This window comes from Mycetohabitans sp. B3 (assembly GCF_021498065.1).
In the GTDB taxonomy this organism is placed as follows: domain Bacteria; phylum Pseudomonadota; class Gammaproteobacteria; order Burkholderiales; family Burkholderiaceae; genus Mycetohabitans.
The window spans coordinates 11,443-35,484 of record NZ_JAHLKN010000031.1 but is presented as its reverse complement, the minus strand read 5'-3'; the positions used below and the strand labels follow the sequence as shown (position 1 = coordinate 35,484).

Annotated in this window: 20 protein-coding genes; 9 read left to right on the top strand and 11 right to left on the bottom strand. The window is 63.1% G+C overall.

Features of this window, described 5'->3' with window-relative positions; genetic code table 11:
• From KQH55_RS09310 to ybaL, 9 genes are all read right to left on the bottom strand, one after another.
• A partial coding sequence (locus tag KQH55_RS09310; protein ID WP_235090662.1) for a 1-deoxy-D-xylulose-5-phosphate synthase N-terminal domain-containing protein occupies nt 1-891 on the bottom strand: 891 nt, incomplete at its 3' end.
• A 114-nt stretch (nt 892-1,005) separates the two neighbouring features.
• Nucleotides 1,006-2,085 (bottom strand): 2-aminoethylphosphonate aminotransferase, encoded by a 1,080-nt coding sequence (locus tag KQH55_RS09305; protein ID WP_235090661.1) that lies wholly within the window; start codon nt 2,083-2,085, stop codon nt 1,006-1,008.
• Entirely contained in the window at nt 2,085-3,254 is a 1,170-nt protein-coding gene (aepY, locus tag KQH55_RS09300) for a phosphonopyruvate decarboxylase (protein ID WP_076788342.1), read from the bottom strand. Before aepY ends, KQH55_RS09305 begins: the two co-directional genes overlap by 1 nt.
• The gene (aepX, locus tag KQH55_RS09295) at nt 3,247-4,941 is read right to left on the bottom strand and encodes a phosphoenolpyruvate mutase (protein ID WP_076794433.1); all 1,695 of its coding nucleotides are present in this window, start codon (nt 4,939-4,941) and stop codon (nt 3,247-3,249) included. Before aepX ends, aepY begins: the two co-directional genes overlap by 8 nt.
• Before the next feature lie 20 nt (nt 4,942-4,961).
• Nucleotides 4,962-5,738: a phosphocholine cytidylyltransferase family protein gene (locus KQH55_RS09290; RefSeq protein WP_235090660.1), complete on the bottom strand. Its 777-nt coding sequence runs from the start codon at nt 5,736-5,738 to the stop codon at nt 4,962-4,964.
• An 86-nt stretch (nt 5,739-5,824) separates the two neighbouring features.
• Entirely contained in the window at nt 5,825-6,850 is a 1,026-nt protein-coding gene (locus KQH55_RS09285) for a lysylphosphatidylglycerol synthase domain-containing protein (protein ID WP_076794638.1), read from the bottom strand.
• Nucleotides 6,847-7,641: a 2OG-Fe(II) oxygenase gene (locus KQH55_RS09280; protein ID WP_076794435.1), complete on the bottom strand. Its 795-nt coding sequence runs from the start codon at nt 7,639-7,641 to the stop codon at nt 6,847-6,849. Before KQH55_RS09280 ends, KQH55_RS09285 begins: the two co-directional genes overlap by 4 nt.
• Nucleotides 7,638-8,333: a CDP-alcohol phosphatidyltransferase family protein gene (locus tag KQH55_RS09275; protein WP_076788349.1), complete on the bottom strand. Its 696-nt coding sequence runs from the start codon at nt 8,331-8,333 to the stop codon at nt 7,638-7,640. Before KQH55_RS09275 ends, KQH55_RS09280 begins: the two co-directional genes overlap by 4 nt.
• 210 nt (nt 8,334-8,543) lie before the next feature.
• On the bottom strand, nt 8,544-10,319 hold the full coding sequence (ybaL, locus tag KQH55_RS09270) for a YbaL family putative K(+) efflux transporter (RefSeq protein ID WP_076794437.1): 1,776 nt from the start codon (nt 10,317-10,319) through the stop codon (nt 8,544-8,546).
• A gap of 67 nt (nt 10,320-10,386) precedes the next feature.
• Between ybaL and KQH55_RS09265 the strand changes: the two genes are divergently transcribed.
• The 9 genes from KQH55_RS09265 (at nt 10,387) to KQH55_RS09225 (ending at nt 20,993) form a co-directional block, all read left to right on the top strand.
• A complete protein-coding gene (locus tag KQH55_RS09265; RefSeq protein ID WP_306666081.1) occupies nt 10,387-10,962 on the top strand; it encodes a hypothetical protein in 576 nt (191 codons plus the stop codon).
• Nucleotides 10,963-11,464: 502 nt separating this feature from the next.
• Nucleotides 11,465-12,748, top strand: a complete 1,284-nt coding sequence (locus KQH55_RS09260) for a dicarboxylate/amino acid:cation symporter (RefSeq protein WP_076788692.1) — start codon at nt 11,465-11,467, stop codon at nt 12,746-12,748.
• Nucleotides 12,749-12,809: 61 nt separating this feature from the next.
• Entirely contained in the window at nt 12,810-14,699 is a 1,890-nt protein-coding gene (locus tag KQH55_RS09255) for an ATP-binding protein (RefSeq protein WP_235090659.1), read from the top strand.
• A 46-nt stretch (nt 14,700-14,745) separates the two neighbouring features.
• Complete coding sequence (locus KQH55_RS09250; protein ID WP_235090658.1) at nt 14,746-16,098, top strand: sigma-54 dependent transcriptional regulator; 1,353 nt, start codon at nt 14,746-14,748, stop codon at nt 16,096-16,098.
• A gap of 454 nt (nt 16,099-16,552) precedes the next feature.
• Nucleotides 16,553-17,269, top strand: coding sequence for an ABC transporter permease (locus KQH55_RS09245; protein ID WP_076794442.1), 717 nt, complete (start codon nt 16,553-16,555; stop codon nt 17,267-17,269).
• A 19-nt stretch (nt 17,270-17,288) separates the two neighbouring features.
• Nucleotides 17,289-18,191, top strand: a complete 903-nt coding sequence (locus KQH55_RS09240) for a glycine betaine ABC transporter substrate-binding protein (RefSeq protein ID WP_235090657.1) — start codon at nt 17,289-17,291, stop codon at nt 18,189-18,191.
• 13 nt (nt 18,192-18,204) lie between these two features.
• A complete protein-coding gene (locus tag KQH55_RS09235) occupies nt 18,205-18,858 on the top strand; it encodes an ABC transporter permease (RefSeq protein WP_076788362.1) in 654 nt (217 codons plus the stop codon).
• The gene (locus tag KQH55_RS09230; RefSeq protein ID WP_235090656.1) at nt 18,855-20,003 is read left to right on the top strand and encodes an ABC transporter ATP-binding protein; all 1,149 of its coding nucleotides are present in this window, start codon (nt 18,855-18,857) and stop codon (nt 20,001-20,003) included. Before KQH55_RS09235 ends, KQH55_RS09230 begins: the two co-directional genes overlap by 4 nt.
• 690 nt (nt 20,004-20,693) lie before the next feature.
• Nucleotides 20,694-20,993, top strand: a complete 300-nt coding sequence (locus KQH55_RS09225; RefSeq protein WP_076788365.1) for an H-NS family nucleoid-associated regulatory protein — start codon at nt 20,694-20,696, stop codon at nt 20,991-20,993.
• A 6-nt stretch (nt 20,994-20,999) separates the two neighbouring features.
• On the opposite strand, the gene KQH55_RS09220 is transcribed toward KQH55_RS09225, so the two are convergent.
• Entirely contained in the window at nt 21,000-21,461 is a 462-nt protein-coding gene (locus tag KQH55_RS09220; protein ID WP_235090655.1) for an NUDIX hydrolase, read from the bottom strand.
• Between the two features lie 53 nt (nt 21,462-21,514).
• On the bottom strand, nt 21,515-23,767 hold the full coding sequence (locus tag KQH55_RS09215; protein WP_235090654.1) for a glycogen debranching N-terminal domain-containing protein: 2,253 nt from the start codon (nt 23,765-23,767) through the stop codon (nt 21,515-21,517).
• Nucleotides 23,768-24,042: the final 275 nt, after the last annotated feature.

The window sequence follows — 24,042 nt, the reverse complement described above, 5'->3', positions numbered from 1 at the left end:
AAACTTGCCCGGACCGTGGTACAGCACCGGATCGGCCTCGGCCAGCTTGTAGCCCTGGCCTTTTTTCGTCACCACGTGCAGGAACTGTGGTCGACTCATCTGCTTCAGGTTCTCGAGCGTCGGAATTAGCGCATCGAGGTCATGCCCATCGATCGGACCGATGTAGTTAAAGCCAAACTCTTCGAACAGCGTCGCCGGCGTGACCATGCCCTTCGCATGCTCCTCAAGCTTGTGCGCAAGTTCCAGCATCGGCGGCGGCAAAATCTTGCGCATGCCCTCCTTCGCACTCGCGTAGAAGCGTCCGGACATCAGCTTGACCAGATACCGGTTCAATGCGCCAACCGGCGGCGAAATCGACATGTCATTGTCGTTCAGGATCACTAACAACGGGATGTCCTCACACACGCCGGCGTTGTTCAGCGCCTCGAATGCCTCGCCGGCGGTCATCGCGCCGTCGCCAATCACCGCGATCGCACGACGATGCTCACCCTTGAGCTTGCTTGCTACCGCCATGCCCAGCGCCGCCGAAATCGACGTGCTCGAATGGGCGGTACCAAACGCATCGAACTCCGACTCCGAGCGGCGGGGGAAACCCGAGATGCCATTCCACTGGCGCAGCGTGCTCATCTGGTCCCGCCGCCCGGTCAGGATCTTGTGCGGATAGGTCTGGTGGCCGACGTCCCAAACAATCCGGTCCTTCGGTGTCTCGAACACATAGTGCAACGCGATCGTCAACTCGACGGTGCCGAGATTGGACGACAAGTGACCGCCGGTGCGCGACACGCTGTCGAGCACGAAGGCCCTGAGTTCATGGGCCAGCGCCTTCAAATCCGCGCGCGACAGCGAACGCAGCTGGGCGGGATGGTCGATCGTGGAAAGTAGTTGGGTCATCGTGGTTATCCGTATGACGCCGGTCTGTGCCGGCCGACTGGTTCGATCCTGCTGTGCCGCCACACCGGAGCCGGGCTGCGCCGCCGCACCGGAGCCGAGGCGATGCCCGCCGCCTCACGCCAGCAGCTGTCCGAACGCACGCAGCAACCGGTCCATGTCGTGCGCCGTCAGATTGCCCATCGTCGAGATGCGGAACAACTCGGCCGCCAAGCCGCCCTGCCCCGCATAGATGACGAATCCATGCAGTTTCAATGCATCGTGCAATTGGACGTAGTCAATCGTCGGCGGTAACCGGTACGCGCGCAGCACGACCGACGATTCCTGCGGCGGCAGTACGCCATCCACGCCCAGGCGCGCCAAACCGTCACGCACTTGCTCGGCCAGCTTGCGATAACGCGCATGACGCTCGCGCCAGCCGCCCTCGTCCTCAAGCTCGCGCAGTGCCTCGACCAGCGCGTAATAGGCGTGCACCGACGGCGTAAACGGCGTATTGTGCTCGTCCTGCAAGCACGCCAGCCGCCCAAGGTCTAGGTAAAACGCCCGGCTTGCCGCGTCGGCCAGCGCCGCGCGACGCACCACGACGAATGAGGCCCCCGGCACCCCATGCAAGCATTTGTTCGCTGTCGCCGCGACCGCGACGAGCGCAGGATCGGCAAAGTCGATCGCCTCTGCACCGAAGCTGCTAACGCCATCCAGCAGCACGCCGACGCCGCGTGCGCGACACGCGTTGAGCACGCCCCCGAGATCGTTCAAGCGGCCCGTAGTCGTCTCATGGTGCACCAGCGCAACGTGGGTAAACGGCCGTTGCGCGCGCGCCGCGTCATCCAGCCACGCCGCCAACGCCTGGACATCGGGCGCGTCGATCCATCGATGTACCGCCACTTCGTGGTTAATCCGATAGTGACGTGCGATATGCGTGATCCGCTCGCCATACACGCCGTTCTCCACCACCAGCAGGCGGCCATGCTCCGGCACCAGCGCGGCAACCATGCTCTCCACCGCGGCCGTGCCCGACGCAGTGATCAGGACTGCTTGCCACTGGATGGGATCGAGCGCATAGACATCCAACAGGCGTTCGCGCGCCTCTTGCTGCAAATCGTAGAATTCCGGCTCGCGATGGCACAGGTCGGGCTGCAGCAAGCTCTGTCGCACGCGTTCCGTCAGCGTGACCGGCCCCGGGTTCAGTAACAGCATCAGCGGCCTCCCGCACCATGTGCGATGTGGTTCATCAAGCGCCTTTTCACTTGCTCCGGCGTCACGCATGGCCGTGGCAGGCCCTCTGGCGTACCGGGCCGTATTTTGATACACGCGAAACGCGGCCCGTCGCCGAGCGGCTCGGCGTTGAAAACCCGCCGCAGCGCACCGAGATCGTCCCCTTCAATCACCAGCCCGTACCCACACGCCGCGGCCACGCCCGCGAACGACATGCCAGGTGATACGGTCGCCTGGCCACCAGTCGAATCGTGCACGCCGTTGTCTAGCACAATATGCACGAGGTTGGCCGCCCCATAGGCGCCCAGCGTCGCAAACGCGCCCATGCGCATCAACGCGGCACCATCGCCATCGAGCGCCACCACGCGCAGGTCAGGCCGCGCCAGCGCGAGTCCGATCGCCATCGTCATCACGCAGCCCATCGAGCCAACCATATACAATTGGTTTGGCCGGTCGTGCAGCGCATACAGTTCACGACCACAGAAACCGGTGGACGCCAATACCACGCTGCCCTGCACCGGTGTTGCGTCGATCACGCCGCGCAGTACGTCGCTGCGCGACGGCAATGCGTCACAGGACGTGCCGCGCAGCGTCGATTCGACCGGCACCGCCGCGCGCCGTGCGTGGGCAGTGGCGCCGCGCAGCGGATAGGGCGCGACGCTCCCCTTCTGCATGACCAGCGCATAGGGCCGACCGGTAGCGTCCATATGCGCGATCGCCCGATCCAATGCCGGACCGATATCCGCTGCGTCGGTCGGAAAGGTCTCCCATGCAATCTCCATCGTCTGGAGCATCGCCGGCGTAATCGGCCCCATCAACGCATGCTGCGGCTCGTCGGCCACGCCCGGCTGGCCACGCCAGGTGATGATCAACAACTGCGGCAGCCGGAACGTCCAGGTCAGCGAGGTCAGCGGACTGACGGCGTTGCCGAGCCCGGAGTTCTGCATCATCGTGACACCGCGCCGACCAGCCAGCGTCGTGCCTGCGATCAGTGCGACCGCATCTCCCTCGTTTGCCGCGCTCACATAATGCAGCGATGGCGCCTGCAACACGTAGTTGATGAAAGGTGTTAAAAACGAGCACGGCACGCCCGCGTACCAGTCGAATCCGCGTTCGCGCGCCGCATCAACAAACTGCGCCGCGTCAATCATTGCCACCTCCGGCGCTCGCCTCTGCGATCGGTACCTGCGTATGGGCGAAATCCGCCGCCCGGCGGAAATCATCCAGATCATTGACGCCACGCCAGTGTCCGTGCACATATTGCACTTCGATCTGCTCGCCGGCGTCAACTAGCGCATTGAGCAGCGCCGGCATATCCAGCGAATCAAAGTCGCCGCGCTCGCGCAACGTCGCAAAAATACGCCGAAGTTTGTCGCGTCCTTCGCCACGCACGCCCAGCAGGCCAATCCAACGCCCGTGCGGCACCGTGCCATCTGGCGCGGCTGCCTCGCTGCTCACGCGCCGCAGCACGACCTTCTGCCCAAACAGGCCCCGGTCGTCGCCACCCGAGCAGTACGCGAAATCGCGCACGCTCTGGTTGGTCGGCTGCGTCTGCGACGAATCGACGACCACGCAAAAGTGCGCGTCGCTTTCGACCAGGTTGTGCAGGATATAACTGCGAAACAATAGATCGCCATACGAGATGACGGTATCGTGCTCGAACGCCTGCGTCGCACACGCGAGCGACGCCAGTTCACCGGTCGTCTCGTGCCGTTCGTTGACCACCAGGCGGATGCCCGCCGTGTCGATCGCATCGGCACGGTAGCCACCCACGACCGTGATATCGTTCACGCCCTGCTTTTTAAAGCCATCGACAAGCCAGCGCAACAACGGCTTGCCCGCAATCGGCAACATCACCTTGGGCCGCTGCGCGGTGACCGCCTCCAGCCCGCGTCCCCGGCTCGCGGCCAGCACGACCGCCGCGCGCGGCGCGCGCGCGGCCAAATAGACCCGCTCGGCGGCTGAATATTCGTCCGCGCCTTGCAAGCGGAAAATCTCGTTGACCGATGCGATCCGGTCCTCGACGCCGACCAGCGTCTCGCTGTCGTGAATTTCTTTGGCGACGGCCTGCATCGCCGACGTGGCCGCGCGTATCAAGTGATTCGCCCAGATCACGACACTGATGCCCGCGTTGCGGAAGACCTGCGTCGGCGTGCTGTAGTACTTCGTCGGCACAATCACCAGCGGCGCGCGATGAGCCCATTCACGTGCAAATGCCACGATTTCGTCGGCCCGCGCCAGCTTACTGTGGATCAGAATCGCATCGGCCCCAGCCGCGTGATACGCCTCGGCGCGGCGCAGTGCCTCGTCCATGCCCCAGCCGGCAATCAACGCCTCAACCCGCGCGACAATCGAAAAATCCGGATCATCCTGGGAATCCTTGCCGGCTTTGATCTTGCCGCAGAACTCATCGACATCCGCCAACGGCTGCCGCTCGCCGCCGATGAAGCTGTTGGTCTTTGGGAATTGTTTGTCCTCGATGCACACGCCGGCCACGCCGCGCTGCTCCAGCTTTTTGACCAGCCGCCGGACGTTGTTGAAATTGCCGTAGCCGGTATCGCCGTCAAGCAGGATGGGTAGGTCGCTCGCGTCAACCATGAATTCCAGCGTGTCGACCACCTGTGTCCAGCTCGCCTCATTGTTATCGCGCACACCGTATTGCGCCGAGATCGCTAGGCCTGACGCCCAGATGGCATCAAAACCCGCTTCGCGCACGATCCGCGCGGACAGCCCGTTGTGCGCCTCCATCATAAATTCCAGCTTATCGGAAGTCAGCATGCGGCGCAGCCGCGCCGCACGGCTTTGCGCGCGCACAACCAAGGTATCGGGGGCGTTCATGAATTCAATAAGCTCCTGTCTCAACGCGACACGATCGTACTCGCGGCGAACACCGGCTGCAGCAGGGGCAGCACTTGCGTTCTCGCACGCTCGACGTCCGCAGCAAAATCAATTTCGATCCATGGTGCACCGGTCACGTCGGCCACGTCGAAAACATGGCTGCGCTCGAGCAGCAGGTCCCGCAGCGCTTCCTCGTGTGGCAAATTCGCGCGGCCGCTGCCGACATAGTCGGCCGCGATCTGCGCCAGACGCCGCGCGGCCCCCACAGTCAGGCGGAAAAACCCGACCGATTCGCCCATCGTGTCGTACCGCAGGTCGGCCGCGACCTGCTTGCGCAACTCGACGGGCACACCGTCACGCAAGCATAGCTTGACCGGTTCGTCGCCCGGCTCGAAATCACGATCGATCAGCAACCGATTCGCATGCTCGCCGGCCACCAGCGGCAGCATGAGACGCTCGTCGTACAGCACGTCGGCATCCATCAGCAACACGTCTCCACCCGCGCACAACGCGTCGGATACCGTGTGCACCGTCAGCACGCTGCCCAGCTCGTAGTCCGAGTTAAGCACGAAGCGCGGCGGCGGCGTCCAACACAGGCGCAGCAGCTCGGCTTCGATCATCTCGTGGTGAAAGCCCAAGGCCAGTACGATTTCGTCGACACCGGCTGCCCTGAGCCAATGCAAATGGCGCTCGAGCAGCGTCATGCCGTCGAACTGTAGCAAGCATTTGGGTGAGTGCTTGTTCTCGGGCTGGACTAAGCGCAGGCCGCGACCCGCAGCAAGAATAATGGCGCGCACTGATGCTCCCGTGTGATTCGTCTATGAGTGTTGATTCGCAGCGCCGGGCGAGGCGCTCAAATCAACATGTTGCGCTATCCGGCACGCTAGTCGGCCGCCGGCATCCGCATAGCCCGGCGGCGTTGCCAGCCGCGCTCAGAAAAATGCAGGTACACCAGGCCCGGCACGCCGAGCAGGATCTCGCGGGCGCGCTTGGCCAGCGACAGCGCGAGAGCCGTGTCCGGCGGCAAGCCGACCAGCGGCGCAAGCAGCAGGTACCCGCCCTCCTGCACGCCAAGCGAGCCCGGGATCATGAACGCCGCGCCGCGGATGGCCTGCCCAATGCTCTCGAGCAACAGTGCATCAACCCAGCCGACCGGATGTCCAATCAACTGCAGGATCAGCCAGACTTCCCCGGTGCCAATGATCCAGCCGGACAGGCTCAATGCGAAGCTTGCCGCCACCGCGCGCGGCTGCCGATACAGCGTGGCTACGTACGCATCCACCGCATCGGCGCGCTCGAAGAGCGCCGACCAGTCGCGTCCCGCCGACAGCTTAGACATCACGCGTGAGAGCCGCCCAAACAAGCGCCGCCGTTGCGCCAGGTAAAAACCGTACAGCAGCAGCGCAAAGCCCGCGCTCGCGGCCAGCAACGGCGTGCGCAGACCGCCGAGCGCACCATGCGCCGCATCAGCCGCGAACACCGCCAGACCCAGCAGCGCGAACACGACTTGCGCGATCGTTTGCCACGTCGTGCTGACGGTGATCACCGCCGCCGATTCCGGCAGCGACAATCGACGCTGCGCCAGATGCCGCACCATCAGCAACGGCCCGCCGATCTGGCCGGCCGGCAGTAGGCTGTTGACCGATTCGCCTGCCCAGCGCGTCAACAGCGCGTCACCGATCGTCACGCCGCCGCGTTCACCCGCCAGCACACCGCCGCGCTCACTCGCCAGCACACGGATCGCCGCCGCGTCGACCACCATCGGCAGACCATGGAACGCGGCCACGAGCAGCAAGCCTGAGCCGGCGGCCGACAACGCGGCCATCAACGGTGCGATACCCTGCCATGCCAGCAGCCCGACGAACAGCGACGCGCCGATCGTCAACGAAATCCACGCTGCACGTGTCATGTGCGCGTTCGCCTGCCGGTCCACTGCCGAAATACTTGTCGAAAACCGAAGTAAGCGATTGCGTCCTTCATGTTCGATACGAACCGCTGGAACCGCCCCATGCTCGGATCGGTCACGTACTCGAATGTCAACGATACGCGCCGCTCGTTCGCGCCCAGCGGCGTAATCCGATGATGCAGCTTGTCTCCATCGAAAAAGACCAGAGCGCCAGGCGGCAACTGCACTGCCGCCTCGACGACGGGTATGCCCGGCTCACGAGTGTGCAGCCGGTATTCCAGCTTGCACGACGATTCGTCAACCACGCCCAGCAGCAGCGTGTATCGCCGGCCGTTGTAGTACGACGTATCGTAGTGCCAGCCGATATGATCACCGGGCTTGGTATAGAAATAGAGCGCGTATGCGTGAGGATCCGTGTCAGGACAGGCCATCAGGCAGTCCCCGCACAGTGCCTCCAGCCAGCGGATCAACGCTGGCGAACGATACAATTCGGCGATCATCGGTGCAAGCCGGTCGATCGCATGCCTGCTGACACTGCCGCCCTGCTTGTGTCCAGGCAGGTAGTTGCGGTTCACTGCGCCGTCGACCCGGCGCACTGCGTCCACGAGCCGGACAGTCACGTCCGACGCCAGAAATGTGTCGAGGAACAGGAACGCGCCCTGGTCAGCGAACGTCTCGCGCAGCAGCTCGGTATCGAGCGTCGCGATGCGTTCGTGCAACGACGCGTCCATTGCCGTGCTGCCCTGATGTCCAGCGCCCGCGCCGTCGCGGGCCAGTCCGGCCGCGACAGTCATGGCGTCGTGCCGTAATGGGTTGCCGCAGCAGCCCCCGTGCCCCGCCGCATTGTGCGGCGATAGTCAATCGCGACCCACACCGCGAACAGTGGCGCGCCGATTGCCGCCGCCAACAGGAACGGCGTCACGCCATCCAGCAACGTGACCAACGGCAGCAGGTAAAGTACGTCCTCGGTTTCAAAGCCGGCCAAAAACGCCTGGCGCGTGCCGGCCTTGCCCGCGCGCTGCTCGATGCGCATGCGCAGGAAGAAAATCAACGCCACAGCTAGGCCGGCCACCCAGCCGAGCCATACAGGCGCCGCCGGCAACGTTGAGTGCACATCGGCGGGGACACCCAACCCCATGCCGACGAACAGCCCGATCGTAACCAGCGCGTCCGCCGCGAGGTCGTAGAAGTGGCCCAGGCGGCTCGATTTACCGCTGATGCGAGCCAACTCACCGTCCGTATGGTCAACGAAATTGGATAGCACGATCAGCAACGCGCCAACGTTGGCCCAACCATATCCCCCACTGGCCAGCGCGGCCGCGCCGGCCAGGCCGATCAACAGGCGCAGCGTCGTCAGGTAGTTCGGCGTGACCGAGGTGTCCTTCAATGGCATCACGAGCCGGCGAGCGAGCCGCGCATCCCATTGCCGAGGCGGCGGTGGCATGTCGGATGACATCCCGAATGCCCTATTCTGTCTTTTTTCCATCCCGGAAATATAACCTTTCTGTGCGCCCGTTGCAGTCCAGGGCCACCTATGCAACGCGGTGATCCCGATCGGAACCCCAGATTGACTAGGTTTCGGCTGGGTTCACCACAGGTTTATCCACAGAAACTGTTGATAACTTTTACGCACATTCGGCCAACATTGTCATGCTTCGCTCAACCACTTGACATCCGGTCAAACCCGACGTAGCCTTCATCGCAGGTGACCCGACGCACCGGTTGCATCGACACCGCCCGCGGTCGCGGCGCCCGTCATCCGCGACAGCACGTGCGAGGTCATGCCGCGCGCCAACTCGCTATCCCCAACAAACACGGTGCCGACTCGTTCCGATTGGAGCAGCGCGGCCTCGTCGTCGTTGTCAGTGCATAACACCGCTTCGATAGACGGGTTCAGCGTGCGGGCGGTGTCGACGATCTTGCGAACATCGAATGTGTCCGGCAACGTCACCACCAGCATCCCGGCGCGAGCGACATGCGCCTGCACCAGTACCATCGGATCGGACGCATCGCCGCACACGGCGGGCACCTGCTCGGCGCGCAGCTTCTCGACGATATCGCGATGCTGCTCGGCCACCACATACGGAATCCGATGTGCGGCCAACGTCTGCGCGACACGACGCCCGACCCGGCCATAGCCGACGATCACAACTTGGCCGGTCAGGTGCGCCTGCGGCACCGTCATCGGCAACGCAGCGAGCGGATCCTCGCGGCATTCCATCCGTCGCGCTAGGCTGGAACGACTACGGATCCATGCCTGCGCCGGCTCGATCGCGGCGAACACGAGCGAATTCAACGCAATGGAGATCAGCGAGCCGGCCAGGATCAAGTCCTGCCCCTCTTTTGGCAACAAGCCGAGCGACATCCCCAGTCCAGCCAGGATGAACGAAAACTCGCCGATTTGCGCAAGGCTCGCGCCGACGGTCAACGCGCTGTTCAGCGGATAGCGGAAGGCCAGCACCAGCGCCACCGCCGCCACGGTCTTGCCGACCATGATGATCGCGACCACGCCGAGCACGTGTAACGGCGCGTTGATCAACACGTGGGGATCGAACAGCATGCCGACCGACACGAAGAACAGCACCGAGAACGCGTCGCGCAACGGCAGCGTTTGGTCCGCCGCGCGATGGCTGAACTCGGACTCGCGCATCATCATGCCGGCGAAAAAGGCGCCCAGCGCGAACGACACGTCGAACAGGCGTGCCGAGCCGTACGCCACACCCACTGCGGCGACGATCACGCACAGTGTGAACAGCTCGCGCGAGCCGGTGCGGGCCACCAGGAACAACAGGCGCGGGAACACCCGGCGGCCGACCACCAACATCAATGCGATGAAGGCGGCGACCTTCGCGAATGTCACGCCGATCATGGCCCACAGGCTGGGCTGCGGCGCGGCGGCGCGCGCTTCGGTCAGTCCCGCGTCATGGTTGCCGTCCGGCGAGCCGCCGAGTAGGCCGGCCAACGGTGGAAGCAACACCAGCACGAGCACCATGACCAGGTCCTCAACGACCAACCAACCGACCGCAATACGACCGTTGGCCGAATCAAGCTGGCCGCGCGCCTCCAGCGCGCGCAGCAACACGACCGTGCTGGCCACTGACAGCGCCAGCCCGAAGACGAGCGACACACCGACCGGCCAGCCCCACCACATCGCCGTGCCCATGCCGAGCGCCGTCGCCACCGCGATCTGGACGATCGCGCCGGGCACAGCGATACGCTTGACGGCCAGCAAGTCATCGAGCGAGAAATGCAGTCCGACGCCGAACATCAACAGCATCACACCGATCTCGGAAAGCTGGCCGGCAAGCGCCACGTCGCCAACAAAACCCGGCGTCGCGGGCCCGCACAGCACGCCGGCCAGCAGGTAGCCGACCAGCGGCGGCATCTTGAACCACGACGCGGCGTAGCCGAGGATCATCGCGAGCCCGAGCCCGGTTGCGATCAGAGTGATAAGGCTGATGTCGTGAGGCATGCGACTCCTTCAAAAATCCGGGAATAAGCTTACAAAAGCCTTAATGATACGGGAGCTTAGCGTCTTCATGGCGATCGACGTGCTAGAAATGGCTGGATTTACGCACAAAAATGACGCGCGACGAGCCAGCCGGTCGCTGTGCCTGGCACCTCGAGTAAAATTACAGCCTCATCTCAATCAGGGCAGAAGTATGGAGCTTCACGAACAGATCGACGCGGTGCAACGGCTGATTGACCACCTCGCCAGCGCCGAGCCGGCAGATTCGGCAGATTCGGCGGCTCTGGCTGACCCGGCAACAAAAACGGCCAACGATTCAACACCGCCTCAGTTGCACTTCAACCGTCCGTCGCAAAACGAAATCGTCGTGACACTCGGCGAGCACTCCGTTACGCTCGGGCCCGCCGATATCTCAGCGATCATTGAGGAGTTAGCGATCGCGCGTGCCTCGATGACGCCTGAGCCGCCCGCTACACTGCCGCCGGGCTGGCGCTTCGCGGCAACGCAAGATCCGGCGATCGCTACGCAATCACACAACAATGGCTCGAAACTGGTTGTGTTCCGCCATACCGGCTATGGCTGGGTGCCGTTCACCTTTACGCCGAACATGGTGATAAACCTGCTGGCCACGCTCTCTGCGAAGTAGCGCATTACCGCGGCGATACGCTACTTGGCTGCTCGCCGATGCGCCCACCTACGCACCATACGATCCACGCCGATCCAGCTAGATGCCGCTTCCTCTCGCATGAATCGAGGGCCGTGAACGCAACGCTTCAACGCAGGGTCAGCGCCGACACTCGCGCGATAGCTTGGCCTTTATTCAAGCCAAGGGATTCGTTCAATGCATCTGGATATCCAGATTTTTCCACCGGCATTTTCCGGAAATTCGGAAAGCACAGCATTGCACCGACCCTCATAACCGTTATCAGTCAAAGACTTATACCCATCGGCCGAGGCTGGCATCGGCCTTGCACATAAAGCGCCCACGGCGCCAAGCCAAGACACAACTACAGCCAGGAGACATCGCATGTCCGTCCGTCGATCCCGCTCACGCTGAACCCGCGCAGCGCACGCAACGCATTATCCGCGCACGCCCGTGACAAGATTGTCCGGGCCTGCGATTCTTGTTACAAACGATAAGGGTATCTATCGTGAAAAAACCCCTCTACAAGGTCCTTTACGTCCAGGTTTTATTCGCCATCGCACTGGGCATCCTGCTGGGCCATTACCACCCACAATTAGCCATACAAATGAAACCGCTGGGTGACGCGTTCATCAAGCTCATCAAGATGGTGATCGGACCCATCATTTTCTGCACCGTAGTGTCCGGCATCGCCGGCATGCAGGACATGAAGAAGGTGGGCCGCGTCGGCGGCAAGGCGTTGCTGTACTTCGAGGTCGTCTCGACGTTCGCCCTGCTGATCGGCCTGGTCGCCTCGCATATCCTAAAGCCCGGTGTAGGCTTGAACATTGATCCAACTACGCTCGACAGCAAGGCGGTGTCAGCCTATGCGCAAAAGGCGCATGGCCAGACAACGGTCGACTTCCTAATACACCTAATCCCCGACACATTCTTTAGCGCCTTCGCGCAAGGCGACATCCTGCAGATTTTGCTGATCGCAATCCTGTTCGGCAGCGTGCTGGCTCAGCTGGGCGAGCGCGGCGCCAAGGTGTCCGCATTCATCAGCAGCGTCTCGCAGGTGTTCTTTGGCATGGTGCACCTGATCACGAAGGTCGCGCCGCTCGGCGCGTTCGGTGCAATGGCGTTCACGATCGGCAAGTACGGGGTCGGCTCGCTACTGCCGTTGCTCAAGCTGATGGGCACGTTTTACCTGACGTCGCTGCTGTTCGTGCTGATTGTGCTCGGCACGATTGCGCGTGCCGTCGGCTTCAGCATCGTGCGTTTTCTCGGCTACATTAAGGAAGAGTTGCTGATCGTGCTCGGCACCAGTTCGTCCGAGGCGGCGCTGCCGCACCTGATGGAAAAGCTCGAGAAGCTCGGGTGCTCGCGCTCGGTCGTTGGACTGGTGGTGCCGACCGGTTACTCGTTCAATCTCGACGGCACGAACATTTATATGACGATGGCCGTTCTGTTCATCGCGCAGGCGACCCATACCGACCTGACATGGGGTCAGCAGTTGACACTGCTGGCCGTCGCAATGCTCACGTCCAAGGGCGCGAGCGGCGTCACTGGCGCCGGGTTCATCACGCTCGCCGCGACGCTAGCGGTCGTGCCGACCATTCCGCTCGCCGGCATGGTACTGATCCTCGGCATCGACCGCTTCATGAGCGAGTGTCGTGCGCTGACCAACATCGTCGGCAACGGCGTAGCAACGGTCGTCGTGTCCGCGTGGGAGCACGAACTCGATCGCGACAAGCTCAAGCGCGTGATGCGCCGGCCGGCAAGCATCAAAGCGGAAGCAACCGCATAGGCGCCCGCACGGCGTTGTGCCACAATGATGCCTCCATCCGCTGCTACCCTGACATCTCGCCGTGCTACGCCGTACCGCCGTATTGCTGGTGCTCGCCGCGGTCGTCATCGCAAGCTGCGTCGCGGCCTGGTCGACCGCGCGCACTCATGCAATCGACCGCTTGCGCGAGGCGTCGGCCGCGCGCGCGGCGCGCACAAGCGCCACACTGCAAGCCGCGCTAGACCGCTATGAGCCCCTGCCGTACCTGCTCTCCACGCATCCTCTGGTGCAGGATGCGCTACGGCAGCCGAACGGTGAAGCGGTCGCCCGCGCGAATCGCTACCTGGAGGAAATCGCACAACGCTCGAAGGCGTCACAGGCCTACCTGATCACCGACGACGGCCTGTGCGTGGCAGCCAGCAACTGGCGCGAACCCGGCAGTTTCGTCGGGACACGCTATAGTTTCCGGCCGTATTTCGTCGCCGCAATCGCGGGACGCGAGGACCACTTTTTCGGGATCGGCACGCGCTCGCATCAGGCCGGCTACTACATTTCCCAGCCGGTCTCATACAATGGGATCCAAGTCGGCGTCGTGGTGATTAAAATCGACCTGAGCTGGTTCCCGCCACAAGACCGGTCCGAGCCGCTGTTCGTCACCGATGCCAACGGTATCGTCATCCTGTCGTCAATCCCATCGTGGAAGTACCATACGACGCACCCGTTGTCGAGCCAGGCTTTAGCATGGATTCGCGACACCGAACAGTACAGCGACGAGCCGTTGACGCCGTTGCCGCTAACCAGGGCGCGCACGCGCGAAACAGACGCAGAGTTAGTGCGGTTCGGCTCAGGCCCGCTGGCACCGCTGTATCTGCACACCGAGCAACCGCTGAGCGAGCTTGGCTGGCGCTTGACGGTACTGTCGCCGCTGGATGATGTCGATGTACGGGCGCGCGCCATGACGGTGGCGACCGGCTTGGCGCTACTGATTGCCGCGCTGCTGGGCTTCTACTGGCGGCTGCGAAGGGCCAAGCTGCGCGAAATGGAGTACGGTCGCCGGATGCTGCAGAACGCCTATGCGGAGTTGAACCAGCGCGTCGCGGAACGTACCGCGGACCTGTCGGCGGCCAACGAGCGACTCACGCGCGAAGTCGGCGAACGCACGCGTGCGGAAGCGGAACTGCGCGCCGCGCAAGACGAACTCGTGCAGGCCAGTAAGCTGGCCGCGCTCGGGCAAATGGCCGCTGGCATCACCCATGAGCTGAACCAGCCACTTGCCGCGCTGCGCACCTTTTCGGATAACACACGGGTGCTGATCGAGCGTAACGCGCTGGATGCGGCGCGCGAGAACCTACAGGCCATCGCGACACTGATCGACAGGATGGGGCGCATCACGAACCAGTTGAAACTGTTCGTCAGCAAGCGGCGCCCGCGCGATGCGCACGCCGTCGTCGCGCAGGCGCTGCGCAATGCACTGGCGATGTTGCGCGATAAGCTTGCCGGCATCGACGTGCGAGTCGTGAGCGTGCACGCCGGTGGCAAGCGTGCGCCGTTCGATTTGAATGCACTGAATACGTCACCCGCTGTGCGCTGTGATGACCTGCGAGTCGAGCAGGCGCTGATCAACCTGATCGGCAACGCAGCCGATGCGCTCGCCAGCAACCCGGCGGCACGCATTATCATTGAAGTCGACACACGCCCAGACGTCGTGGCGATCGCCGTCATCGACAACGGTCCCGGCATCGCCGCCGACGTGCTGCCCCGGCTGTTCGAGCCGTTCTTCACCACCAAGGAAATGGGGCAAGGGCTGGGGCTCGGGCTGGCGATCGCCGCCTCGATCGTGCGCGACGCGGGCGGCACGCTAAGCGTGGCCACCACGCGCGACGACGATCGCGATGCGCCGGCGCACGGCGCATGCTTCGTGATGACGCTGCCACGCGCGTATGCGCGCTCGGACCAGGACACGCCGGCATGACCACACATCGCCCACGCCATTGTCCACCGCATGGACAACCACAACTATGACCCACGGCTTGCAAGTATTGTTCATTGAAGACGACGAGCTAGTACGGCGCGCCAACGTCCAGAGCTTGATGCTCGGCGGCTTCGACGTGACCGGCTATCCGAGCGTAGAAGCCGCGCTGGACGCGATGCACGCCGCCGGCGCCGGCGTGCCCGGCGCGATCGTCACGGATGTCCGGCTGCCCGGGGCGAGCGGCCTAGAACTGCTGTCGCTGATGCGCGAGCGAGCGCCGGATGTGCCCGTGATCGTCGTCACCGGCCATGGCGATATCTCAATGGCGGTGCAGGCGATGCGCGACGGCGCGTACGACTTCATTGAAAAGCCGTTTTCGTCGGAGCGCCTCGCCGACGCCGTGCGCCGCGCGCTCGAACGGCGCGCGTTGCAACTGGAGAACCGTGCGCTGCGCCGAGAGCTAGCGGCCCAGCGTCCCGGTACCGTGCATATTATCGGCACAAGCGCGGCGATCGAGCAGGTCCGCACGATGATCGCCAACGTCGCACCGACCGATGCCGCCGTGCTGATCAACGGCGAGACGGGCACCGGCAAGGAGTTGATCGCACGGGCATTACATGAACAGTCTGCGCGCCGCGACCAGCCGTTCGTCGCGATCAACTGCGCGGCATTGCCCGAGCCAATGTTCGAGTCAGAGATGTTCGGCCACGAGCAAGGCGCCTTCACCGGCGCGACGCGACGTCGCGTCGGCAAGCTCGAATATGCATCGGGCGGCACGCTGTTTCTCGACGAAGTCGAAAGCATGCCGCTCGCGCTGCAGGCAAAGCTGCTGCGCGTGCTGCAGGACGGTGTGCTGGAACGGCTGGGCTCGAACACGCCGGTGCACAGCGACGTACGGATCATTGCGGCGGCCAAGGGAGACATGAACCAGCATGTGGCGGCCGGCACGTTCCGACGCGACCTGCTGTACCGCTTAAATGTCGTGACGATCGCCCTACCGCCGCTCAACGAACGTCGCGAGGACATCGTGCCGCTGTTCGAGCATTTTGTGCTCGATGCCGCAGTGCGCTACCAGCGCCCGGCGCACGTGCTCACCGACGCGCAGCGGCACGCGCTGATGCAGCAAGACTGGCCGGGCAACGCGCGCGAGTTGCGCAACGCCGCCGATCGCTTCGTGCTTGGCATCGGCTTGGACGATATGCAGCACGCCACCCGCCCGGACAACGACGCGCAGCCACTGAAAGAGCGCGTCGAGCAGTTTGAGCGCGCGCTCATCGCACAGGCCCTGGAGGCGCACGGCGGCGCCGTATCGACTGCGGCCGAGCACCTGCAAGTCGGTAAAGCGACACTGTACGAGAAGATCAAGCGCTATGGGCTCGCCACGCGCGGTGAAGCATGAGCACCGCTGCCTCTAACGACGATCGGACAGCGATCACTGCATTTTCCCTGCCAGCGCTGGACTTTTGCGCGGACATTGAATAGAATGCTAGCGTCTGCAATACAAGATCGTGGTAGTTATTGCGTGATCCAAGCCCGTTCGCGCAATTTCAATACGGTTGCATGAAAGATGGGTTCGCATCGGCGGACCCTTTCATCTGCCCGGCCGTACCGGGCGCTTTAGTGGACTCGGCAGCGCGTTGCGCCCGGTCCTTCCGCCAGTCGTCCATGGACGACATCCTGCCCGTGCAGCGGCCATCGTTGCAAATGCGACCGCGCAGCGGGCAACCGTGCAGCATGTGACGGCATTGTGCCGTCCGCCTTCAGCGTGCCGGGCTTCGTACCCCGCGCGTGGCTCGCTATTATCTTGCTTTAGAGCGCGTGCTGTATCGGCAACCCACGAGGAGAACTCAACGATGACGAGTCGTCGCGCGAAGCTATTGTCGAGCTTCATCGTGCTGACACTGATCGTGACAGCGCTGGTCCGCGCGATCGGACCGGACGTGCTGTGCAAGTATCACACCGACCTGCTGTACTACACCGGTGCGCACCTGTTGCTGGTCGGCGCGTCGATGGCGCTCGCGCTGCTCACTGGCATCCCCGCCGGCGTCCTGCTGAGCCGCGCGTCGAACCCGCGGCATGCAGAGCGGCTGATGCAGGTGCTGAACGTGGGCAACACCGTGCCGTCACTGGCGGTGCTCGCGCTGGCACTGGCAGTTCTGGGTATCGGCGCCGCGCCGGCGATCGTCGCACTGTGGCTTGCGTCGTTGCTGCCGATCGCCCGCAACGCATACGAGGGTATGCGCGCGGTGCCGCTCGCGTGGCGCGAGGCGGCGCGTGGCCTCGGCATGACGTCGCTGCAGTCGATGTTCAAGGTTGAGCTTCCCAACGCGATGCCGATCATCATTGGCGGTGTGCGCACCGCGCTCGCCATCAATGTCGGCACCGCGCCGCTGGCCTTCCTGATTGGCGCCGACAGCCTCGGCACATTGATTTTCCCAGGAATCTACCTGAATGATCCGGCCATGCTGCTGTTAGGCGCCGCGTCGACTGCTGCGCTGGCGCTCGCGCTGGACGCACTCGTTGCCGGCATCGCTCGCGCCGCGTTGGCGCGTCGCGGACTGGCACTGTAACGAAAGCACAGGAGAACTTATGACCCGTTTGCTTAAATGCGTCATGACTTGGCTGCTCGCCGGCACCGCGCTGGCGAGCGTGGTACCGGTGCACGCCGCGACGCTGGTCGTCGGCGGTAAGAATTTTACCGAGCAATTGCTGCTCGCGGAAATCACTTCCCAATACCTGCGCTCGCGCGGCTACACGGTCGAGAACCGCAGCGGCCTAGGCAGCGTACTGTTGCGCAGCGCAATGGAGAACCGGCAATTGGATATCGTATGGGACTACACTGGTACGGCGCTGATCGTCTACAACCGAATCCATGAGAAGCTCGATCCGCCAACCGTGTACCGCCGCGTACGCGATCTGGACAAACCGCGTGGCCTGGTGTGGCTCGAGCCGTCGGCGCTGAACAACACCTACGCGCTGGCGATGCCTCGCAAGCGCGCCGAACGCGACGGCATCCATACGATCTCGCAACTGGCCGCAAAGATCCGACAAGACGACCCGCACAAGCGGCATTGGTTTGCGATGGACGCGGAGTTTGCGAACCGGCCAGACGGGTTGCGGCCATTACAGGCGCTGTACGACTTGCGACTGCGCCGCTCAGATGTCAAGCAGATGGACTCCGGGCTGGTCTATACGGCGTTGCACAACGACCAAGCCATGTTTGGGCTAGTCTACACGACCGACGGACGCATCAAAGGCTTCGGCATCACAGTGCTCGACGACGATCTCGGCTTTTTTCCCGCATACAATGCAACGCCGGTCGTGCGCCGCGACGTGCTGGACCGGCACCCGGAACTCGCGAAGCAACTCAATGCACTGTCCGCGCAGATCAACAACGAAGTGATGTCCGAGATGAACAAGCGCGTGGACATCGACGAAGAATCGATCAGTGCGGTCGCCGCCGATTTCCTGCGCACACAAGCGTTGCCTTAAGCCGGGAGAACCGATGGACCTAATGACCTATTTCTCAAACAACTGGCAGGAACTAGCGTCGCTCACCTTGCAGCATCTCGCGCTGGTCGGTACCGCCGTCGGCTGCGCGATTCTCGTCGGTGTGCCGCTCGGCATCCTGATCAACCGATGCGCATGGCTGGCCGGCCCGTTGCTCGGCTGCGCGACGATTGTGCTTACGCTGCCGTCGATTGCGTTGTTCGGCCTGATGATTCCGCTGCTGTCGCGCTGGGGTGCCGGCATCGGCCCCGCTCCTGCAATCGTGGCGGTATTCTTGTACTCGCTGCTGCCAATTATGCGCAACACCTACTTGGCGCTGCGCAATGTTGACCCAAGCATCCGCGAAGCGGGTACCGGCATCGGCATGACACGATGGCAACGGCTCTGGCTCGTCGAGCTACCGCTCGCCGTGCCGGTGATCATCGGCGGCGTACGGACGGCCGTCGTCATGAACATCGGCGTGATGACTATTGCCGCAGTCATCGGCGCCGGAGGCCTCGGCGAGTTGGTACTGCGTGCGATCAGCCAAAGCAACATGACGCGGCTGGTGATCGGGGCGGTGCTCGTGAGCATGCTGGCCATCGTCGCGGACCTGCTGCTGCACGCGCTGCAGCGTGCATTGACACCGAAGGGAGTAGCGAAGACATGATCGAACTTGACCACTTGACGAAGACCTTCACACGCAAGGACGGCAGTGCGGTACGGGCGGTCGACGCCGTCAGCCTGACTGTTGCCGAAGGCGAAATCTGCATTTTTCTCGGCCCTTCGGGATGCGGCAAGACCACGACGTTGAAAATGATCAATCGGCTGATTCAGCCGACCGGCGGCCGGGTGCTGCTCAACGGCGAGGACACCGCGAACGTCAACGAAGTGGAACTGCGTCGCCACATCGGCTACGTGATTCAGCAGGTCGGCTTGTTTCCGAACATGACGATCGAGGAGAACATCACGGTCGTGCCACGGCTGCTCGGCTGGGACAAGGCGCGCTATCACGCACGCGCGATCGAACTGATGTCGATGGTCGCGCTGGACCCGAAGCTGTACCTGAAGCGCTATCCGCGCGAGCTTTCTGGCGGCCAGCAACAACGCATCGGCGTGATTCGCGCGCTCGCGGCTGATCCGCCTGTGATGTTGATGGACGAGCCGTTCGGTGCGGTCGACCCGATCAACCGGGAGTCGATCCAGAACGAGTTTTTCCAGATGCAACGTGCGCTGAAGAAAACGGTGATCATGGTGAGCCACGATATCGACGAGGCGATCAAGCTAGGCGACAAGGTCGCCGTGTTCCGGCGCGGCCAGTTGGTGCAGTTCGATCACCCCGACACCTTGCTTGCCCATCCCAAAGACGAATTCGTCAGCGCGTTCGTGGGCCACGACAGCACACTCAAACGCCTGCTGCTGGTCAAGGCGAGCGATGCGGCAGCCCACGCCCAGACCGTGCACGTCGATACCCCGCTTGCCCAAGCGCTCGGCGTGATGGATGACACCGACAATCGCTACGTGACAGTCACCGACGACGCGCGGCGCGCATTGGGTTACGTATCGCGTCGTGTCGCGCGTGAAGGCGCCTCCACCCCGGCACGTTGCGGCGACAAAATGCGTGAATTCGCGACCACCGTGAATGCGGAGGATAACCTGCGCGTGGTGTTATCCAAGATGTTTGAGGTTAATTCGCCGTGGTTGCCGGTCGTCGATCCGGAAGGCGGCTATCTCGGAGAAATCACGCAGGATTCGATTGCCGAATATCTGAGTTCTGGCCGCTCGCGCGGCGTGCCGACCGCCGCTGGCGTGTAACCCTCGCCGGCCTGACCAGCCGGCAAAGCCTACATGCTCGGCAAACATGCCGGTGATCCGACCGAGAATGCCATGGCGAGGCGCTTTATGCTGCGAGCACGTTACTGTACTCAAGCGTTGCTTTTGAAGTCCCGGCGGCGCCAGATCGCATCACATGTCCTATCAGGAATGAAAGATGCTCACCGTCGGGCATGCGAATTTGACGTAGTCGTAAAATGTGCTTAGATAAAGGTGACTTGTCCAACCACAAGGAGTGCGTCATGTCAGGAGCGAACCGGCCAGCAGGCCCCGCTACCCCAAAATCTCGACAATTGGCAGAACAGATTACCCGCGACGAAATGGAGCGCAATCTCCCGGATGCATTGTGGGGTCGGGACCGCGCCAATGACAACGGCCATGGCGTATCGGACGGCCCTGTGCCTCCCACACGCACCGCCGGTAAGACTCGTCGTTCGGCGAGGACACCCGACGGCGGTTAAATACAAGGCCGGGCAGGGGCTAGCTGCCCGTGCGCCGCTAACCCTACCGCTGCGGGCCGTCGGAAAATGCGGGCCGATTCGTTCCCGCTCTGCTCGCCCAAAGTGTAACGAGAGCATAACCAAGGCCAACCCGCCTATCTGGTGATAACGCGTCCGCGACACCGCTGGCGCGCTATCATCGCGCATTATTCCACTCGTGCTAAAAAAACTAATGGCAAATTACAAGCAACTTCAACAACAAATCGAAGCGTTGCAGCGAAAGGCCGAGGAGGCCCGTTTGGCTGAGCTAGACGCAGTGATCGTGGACATCCGCGCGAAGGTCGCCGAATACGGATTAAGCCCCCAGGACATTTTTGGCCGACGGCATGCGGCGAGCAGCGCGCCGGAAAAGCGTGCTTCTGCGCCGGCGAAGTACCGAGACCCTGCCAGCGGAGCCACGTGGTCCGGGCGGGGACGGGCGCCGGCCTGGATTCACGGCAAGAAGCGCGAACGTTTCCTGATCAAGGAATAATGCAGATCACGCTGCTGCACCGTTCAGTTGGCGGTGCAACGCCAACAGCGAAAGTTTGGTTTCGAACAGCCTCGTGAGGCTGGCGCTAGTGTAGTGGCTGACTTCGGTCGGCCGCACCCACCGGAATGCGTCCATTTCGGGAATCATCTTCCCGTTCCGGTGGCTCGGAAACAGGCATGTGCATACGCACTCGCGGATATCAACGTCGCACGTCGAGACGCTGGTCGCGAACAAGTGCAATTCCTTGTCAGGGCGATAAGGAAACGCCCCCAACTCGACCAGCGCTGCTGCGTCGAGCGCCAAGCCGGTCTCTTCGCGGGTCTCGCGCAGCGCTGCATCGATCAGTGCCTCACCTGGATTGGGTTGGCCCTTCGGGATGTCCCAGTGGCGCGTCTCGGTTGCATGGCACAGCAACACGCTACCGAGTTCGTTGAGTATCACGACGCCGCACGAGGTCTGTCTTGACATAACGATCCAGTTTCACGTTCCGCTACAGCTCCGATGCATTGATCCGTACCACGCTAAAGCAACGCGAGCAGGCGCACATCACCGCGGTCCACAGCCGGCACCACCTGCTCCCCCACGCGGCGGAACGTCAACGATACAGTTCGGCTGCCCACGCGCAGATCGTCGACTTCCAGCCAATCGATGCCTGCCGGCAACCGCGGGTGCTCAATGCGGACCTCCTCCCGCTGCGCGTCCACGGTCACGCCCAGGCAAGCCTCGAGCATCATGAACGGCGAACCTGCCGCCCAGGCCTGCGGCAGGCACGCGACCGGATAGGCGGTCGGCGGCTCGCCGCGCCGCCGCGTGAAGCCACAGAACAGCTCAGGCAACCGCATGTCGAAATTGATTGCCGCCTCGAACAGTGCCTGCAGCAACCGCACCGCCGCGCCCTTTTCGCCGTAGCGCGCCATGCCGCGAGCGCACAGCGCGGTATCGTGCGGCCACACCGAACCGTTATGGTAAGACATCGGATTGAACCGAGGCTGGCCGCCAGCTAGCGTGCGCAGGCCCCATCCGGTGTGGAACAACGCGGACTCGAGAGTCTGCGCGACCTGCTCGCCACGCGCCTGGTCCGGTAACCCGAACGCCAGCAAGTGCCCGGCGTTCGAGGCCAGCACACGGCACAACTGACCATGCCCGTCCAATGCCATCCCATAGAAACCCTCCTGCGGCATCCAGAACATCGCCTCGACCCGTTCGCGCAGCGCTGCGGCACGCGTCATATAGTTGGCGGCAAGCGTGACGGCGCCACGATGCTGCGCCAGCCGCGCCATTGTCTCGAACGCCGCCCGCGCGTACGCCTGTACCTCGACCAGTGCGATCGGTCCATCTGGCATGCGCCCGTCCGAGTGGAACACCGAATCGTGGCTATCCTTCCAGCCCTGGTTGGCTAGACCGCTGTCCGCCGCGCGCTGATAGTCGAGCAAGCCGAACGGGTTGCGGTCGCATACCCGTGCAATCCATTGCGCGGCCAGCTCCAGCGCCAGCCACAATTCGTCGATTAACGCCGCATCGCCGGTCCTCTCGAGGTAAGCTCCGGCCAACACGATGAACAGCGGCGTCGTATCCACACCGCCGTAGTACAGCGCAAACGGCACTTCCCCAGTCACCGCCATCTCACTCTTGCGCATCTCGTGCATGACCTTGCCAACCGCGGCATCGCGAAACGCCGAATCCTCGCGCGCCTGATGGGCCGCGAGAAAACGGAGCACGCCACGGGCCAACGCCGGCTGCACCCACAGCGTCTGCAAGGCCGTCATCACCGCGTCCCGCCCGAATGGCGTCGAGAACCACGGAATACCCGCATACGGATAGGGTCCGGTGTCCCGGTCCGTGGTCAACAATCCCAAGTCGGCAAACGAACGCTCCATCCAAGCATTAAACAACGGATTGCTCGAGCGCAGCCTTGCACTGGCGCGACGCCTATCGCGCATCGTCCGGTGCGACTCGGCCAGCGCGGCGCGTACCGCCGCCCGTCCCGCACCGCTCAAGCCGGCTGGCGGCGTGGACACCAGGCCACCGGACACCTGCGCGGCAGCCTCGTTGATTGGCCGGGTAACGATCGTGACCTGCAGGTAAACCGACAGACACGCCTCGGACGGCAGCGTCAATGTATAGTCGGCGCGCCCCGGCAGCAGCTTGTCCGGAGCAGGCGAAAACGCGACGCGCACCACCCGCTCGACGTTGTCCAAACCCTGGTAGCTGAACACGACCTCATCATTGCCAACATAGGGCGGCACCAGCGTGCCGCGCCGGCTGCGCGGCGAGCCACGCACTTCAAATATGTCTAGACAATCGCTGGCAAACGAAATCGACAGCGGTACGACCGCCGGCTCGGTGCCGTAATGGGTCAGCGCGATCGCCTCATTTAATCCATTACCGCACAGTACCCGCAAACGCTCAACATGGATCACACCCTGCGGCGTATGTTCGCCGCCCAATCGCGGCAACGACCGATTGGTCAAATGCGCGGTGAACGCCGTATTGTCGCTGCTCACGCTACTCGACAGTAGCGACGGCGCCCGGCCGCCAAATGTGAGCTGCAGTTGCGACAGCACGCGCATGTCGTTGACGAACAAGCCATCGTCATGGCCTAGAATATCGCCGTTCGGATCGTTAACGACGAACGTGTCGCCCGACTTCAGCACATACTGCCGACCGGAGATGACATTCGCGTGCGCCGGCGCAATGAACACGCCGTCGTCGGTCTCAACGCCCTGCTCCGGCAGCTTCGCGAGCCGGCCGACGATCGGTTCTGGCCTCTGCATGAGTTGGCTCCCCTTTCAAAACCCTTGCGTTGTCACAGCACCGCTCGCGTGCTGTCGAGTGTCTGACTATTGCACAACACAATCGTGCGTTCGCACAAGGATGTTCGCCCGCTTCCCCAGTCCCCAAGTCCTCATATAACATGCAAACCCGATACGTTGAATACTTGGCCTTTCCGATGTCGGCCAGACCCTGCACATTGACCGAACATGTTATCGAGTCATTGATCGCCGCCATCTCGTCCGGCCAATATCCGATGGGCACAAAGCTGCCCGCC

Excerpts from the sequence above, each read along its gene's own strand:
- KQH55_RS09305 (WP_235090661.1), bottom strand. The coding sequence starts at position 2,085 with ATGCTGTTACTGAACCCGGGGCCGGTCACGCTGACGGAACGCGTGCGA.
- aepY (WP_076788342.1), bottom strand. The coding sequence starts at position 3,254 with ATGATTGACGCGGCGCAGTTTGTTGATGCGGCGCGCGAACGCGGATTC.
- aepX (WP_076794433.1), bottom strand. The coding sequence starts at position 4,941 with ATGAACGCCCCCGATACCTTGGTTGTGCGCGCGCAAAGCCGTGCGGCG.
- KQH55_RS09285 (WP_076794638.1), bottom strand. The coding sequence starts at position 6,850 with ATGACACGTGCAGCGTGGATTTCGTTGACGATCGGCGCGTCGCTGTTC.
- KQH55_RS09280 (WP_076794435.1), bottom strand. The coding sequence starts at position 7,641 with ATGACTGTCGCGGCCGGACTGGCCCGCGACGGCGCGGGCGCTGGACAT.
- KQH55_RS09275 (WP_076788349.1), bottom strand. The coding sequence starts at position 8,333 with ATGGAAAAAAGACAGAATAGGGCATTCGGGATGTCATCCGACATGCCA.
- ybaL (WP_076794437.1), bottom strand. The coding sequence starts at position 10,319 with ATGCCTCACGACATCAGCCTTATCACTCTGATCGCAACCGGGCTCGGG.
- KQH55_RS09265 (WP_306666081.1), top strand. The coding sequence starts at position 10,387 with ATGGCGATCGACGTGCTAGAAATGGCTGGATTTACGCACAAAAATGAC.
- KQH55_RS09250 (WP_235090658.1), top strand. The coding sequence starts at position 14,746 with ATGACCCACGGCTTGCAAGTATTGTTCATTGAAGACGACGAGCTAGTA.
- KQH55_RS09245 (WP_076794442.1), top strand. The coding sequence starts at position 16,553 with ATGACGAGTCGTCGCGCGAAGCTATTGTCGAGCTTCATCGTGCTGACA.
- KQH55_RS09240 (WP_235090657.1), top strand. The coding sequence starts at position 17,289 with ATGACCCGTTTGCTTAAATGCGTCATGACTTGGCTGCTCGCCGGCACC.
- KQH55_RS09235 (WP_076788362.1), top strand. The coding sequence starts at position 18,205 with ATGGACCTAATGACCTATTTCTCAAACAACTGGCAGGAACTAGCGTCG.
- KQH55_RS09230 (WP_235090656.1), top strand. The coding sequence starts at position 18,855 with ATGATCGAACTTGACCACTTGACGAAGACCTTCACACGCAAGGACGGC.
- KQH55_RS09225 (WP_076788365.1), top strand. The coding sequence starts at position 20,694 with ATGGCAAATTACAAGCAACTTCAACAACAAATCGAAGCGTTGCAGCGA.
- KQH55_RS09220 (WP_235090655.1), bottom strand. The coding sequence starts at position 21,461 with ATGTCAAGACAGACCTCGTGCGGCGTCGTGATACTCAACGAACTCGGT.
- KQH55_RS09215 (WP_235090654.1), bottom strand. The coding sequence starts at position 23,767 with ATGCAGAGGCCAGAACCGATCGTCGGCCGGCTCGCGAAGCTGCCGGAG.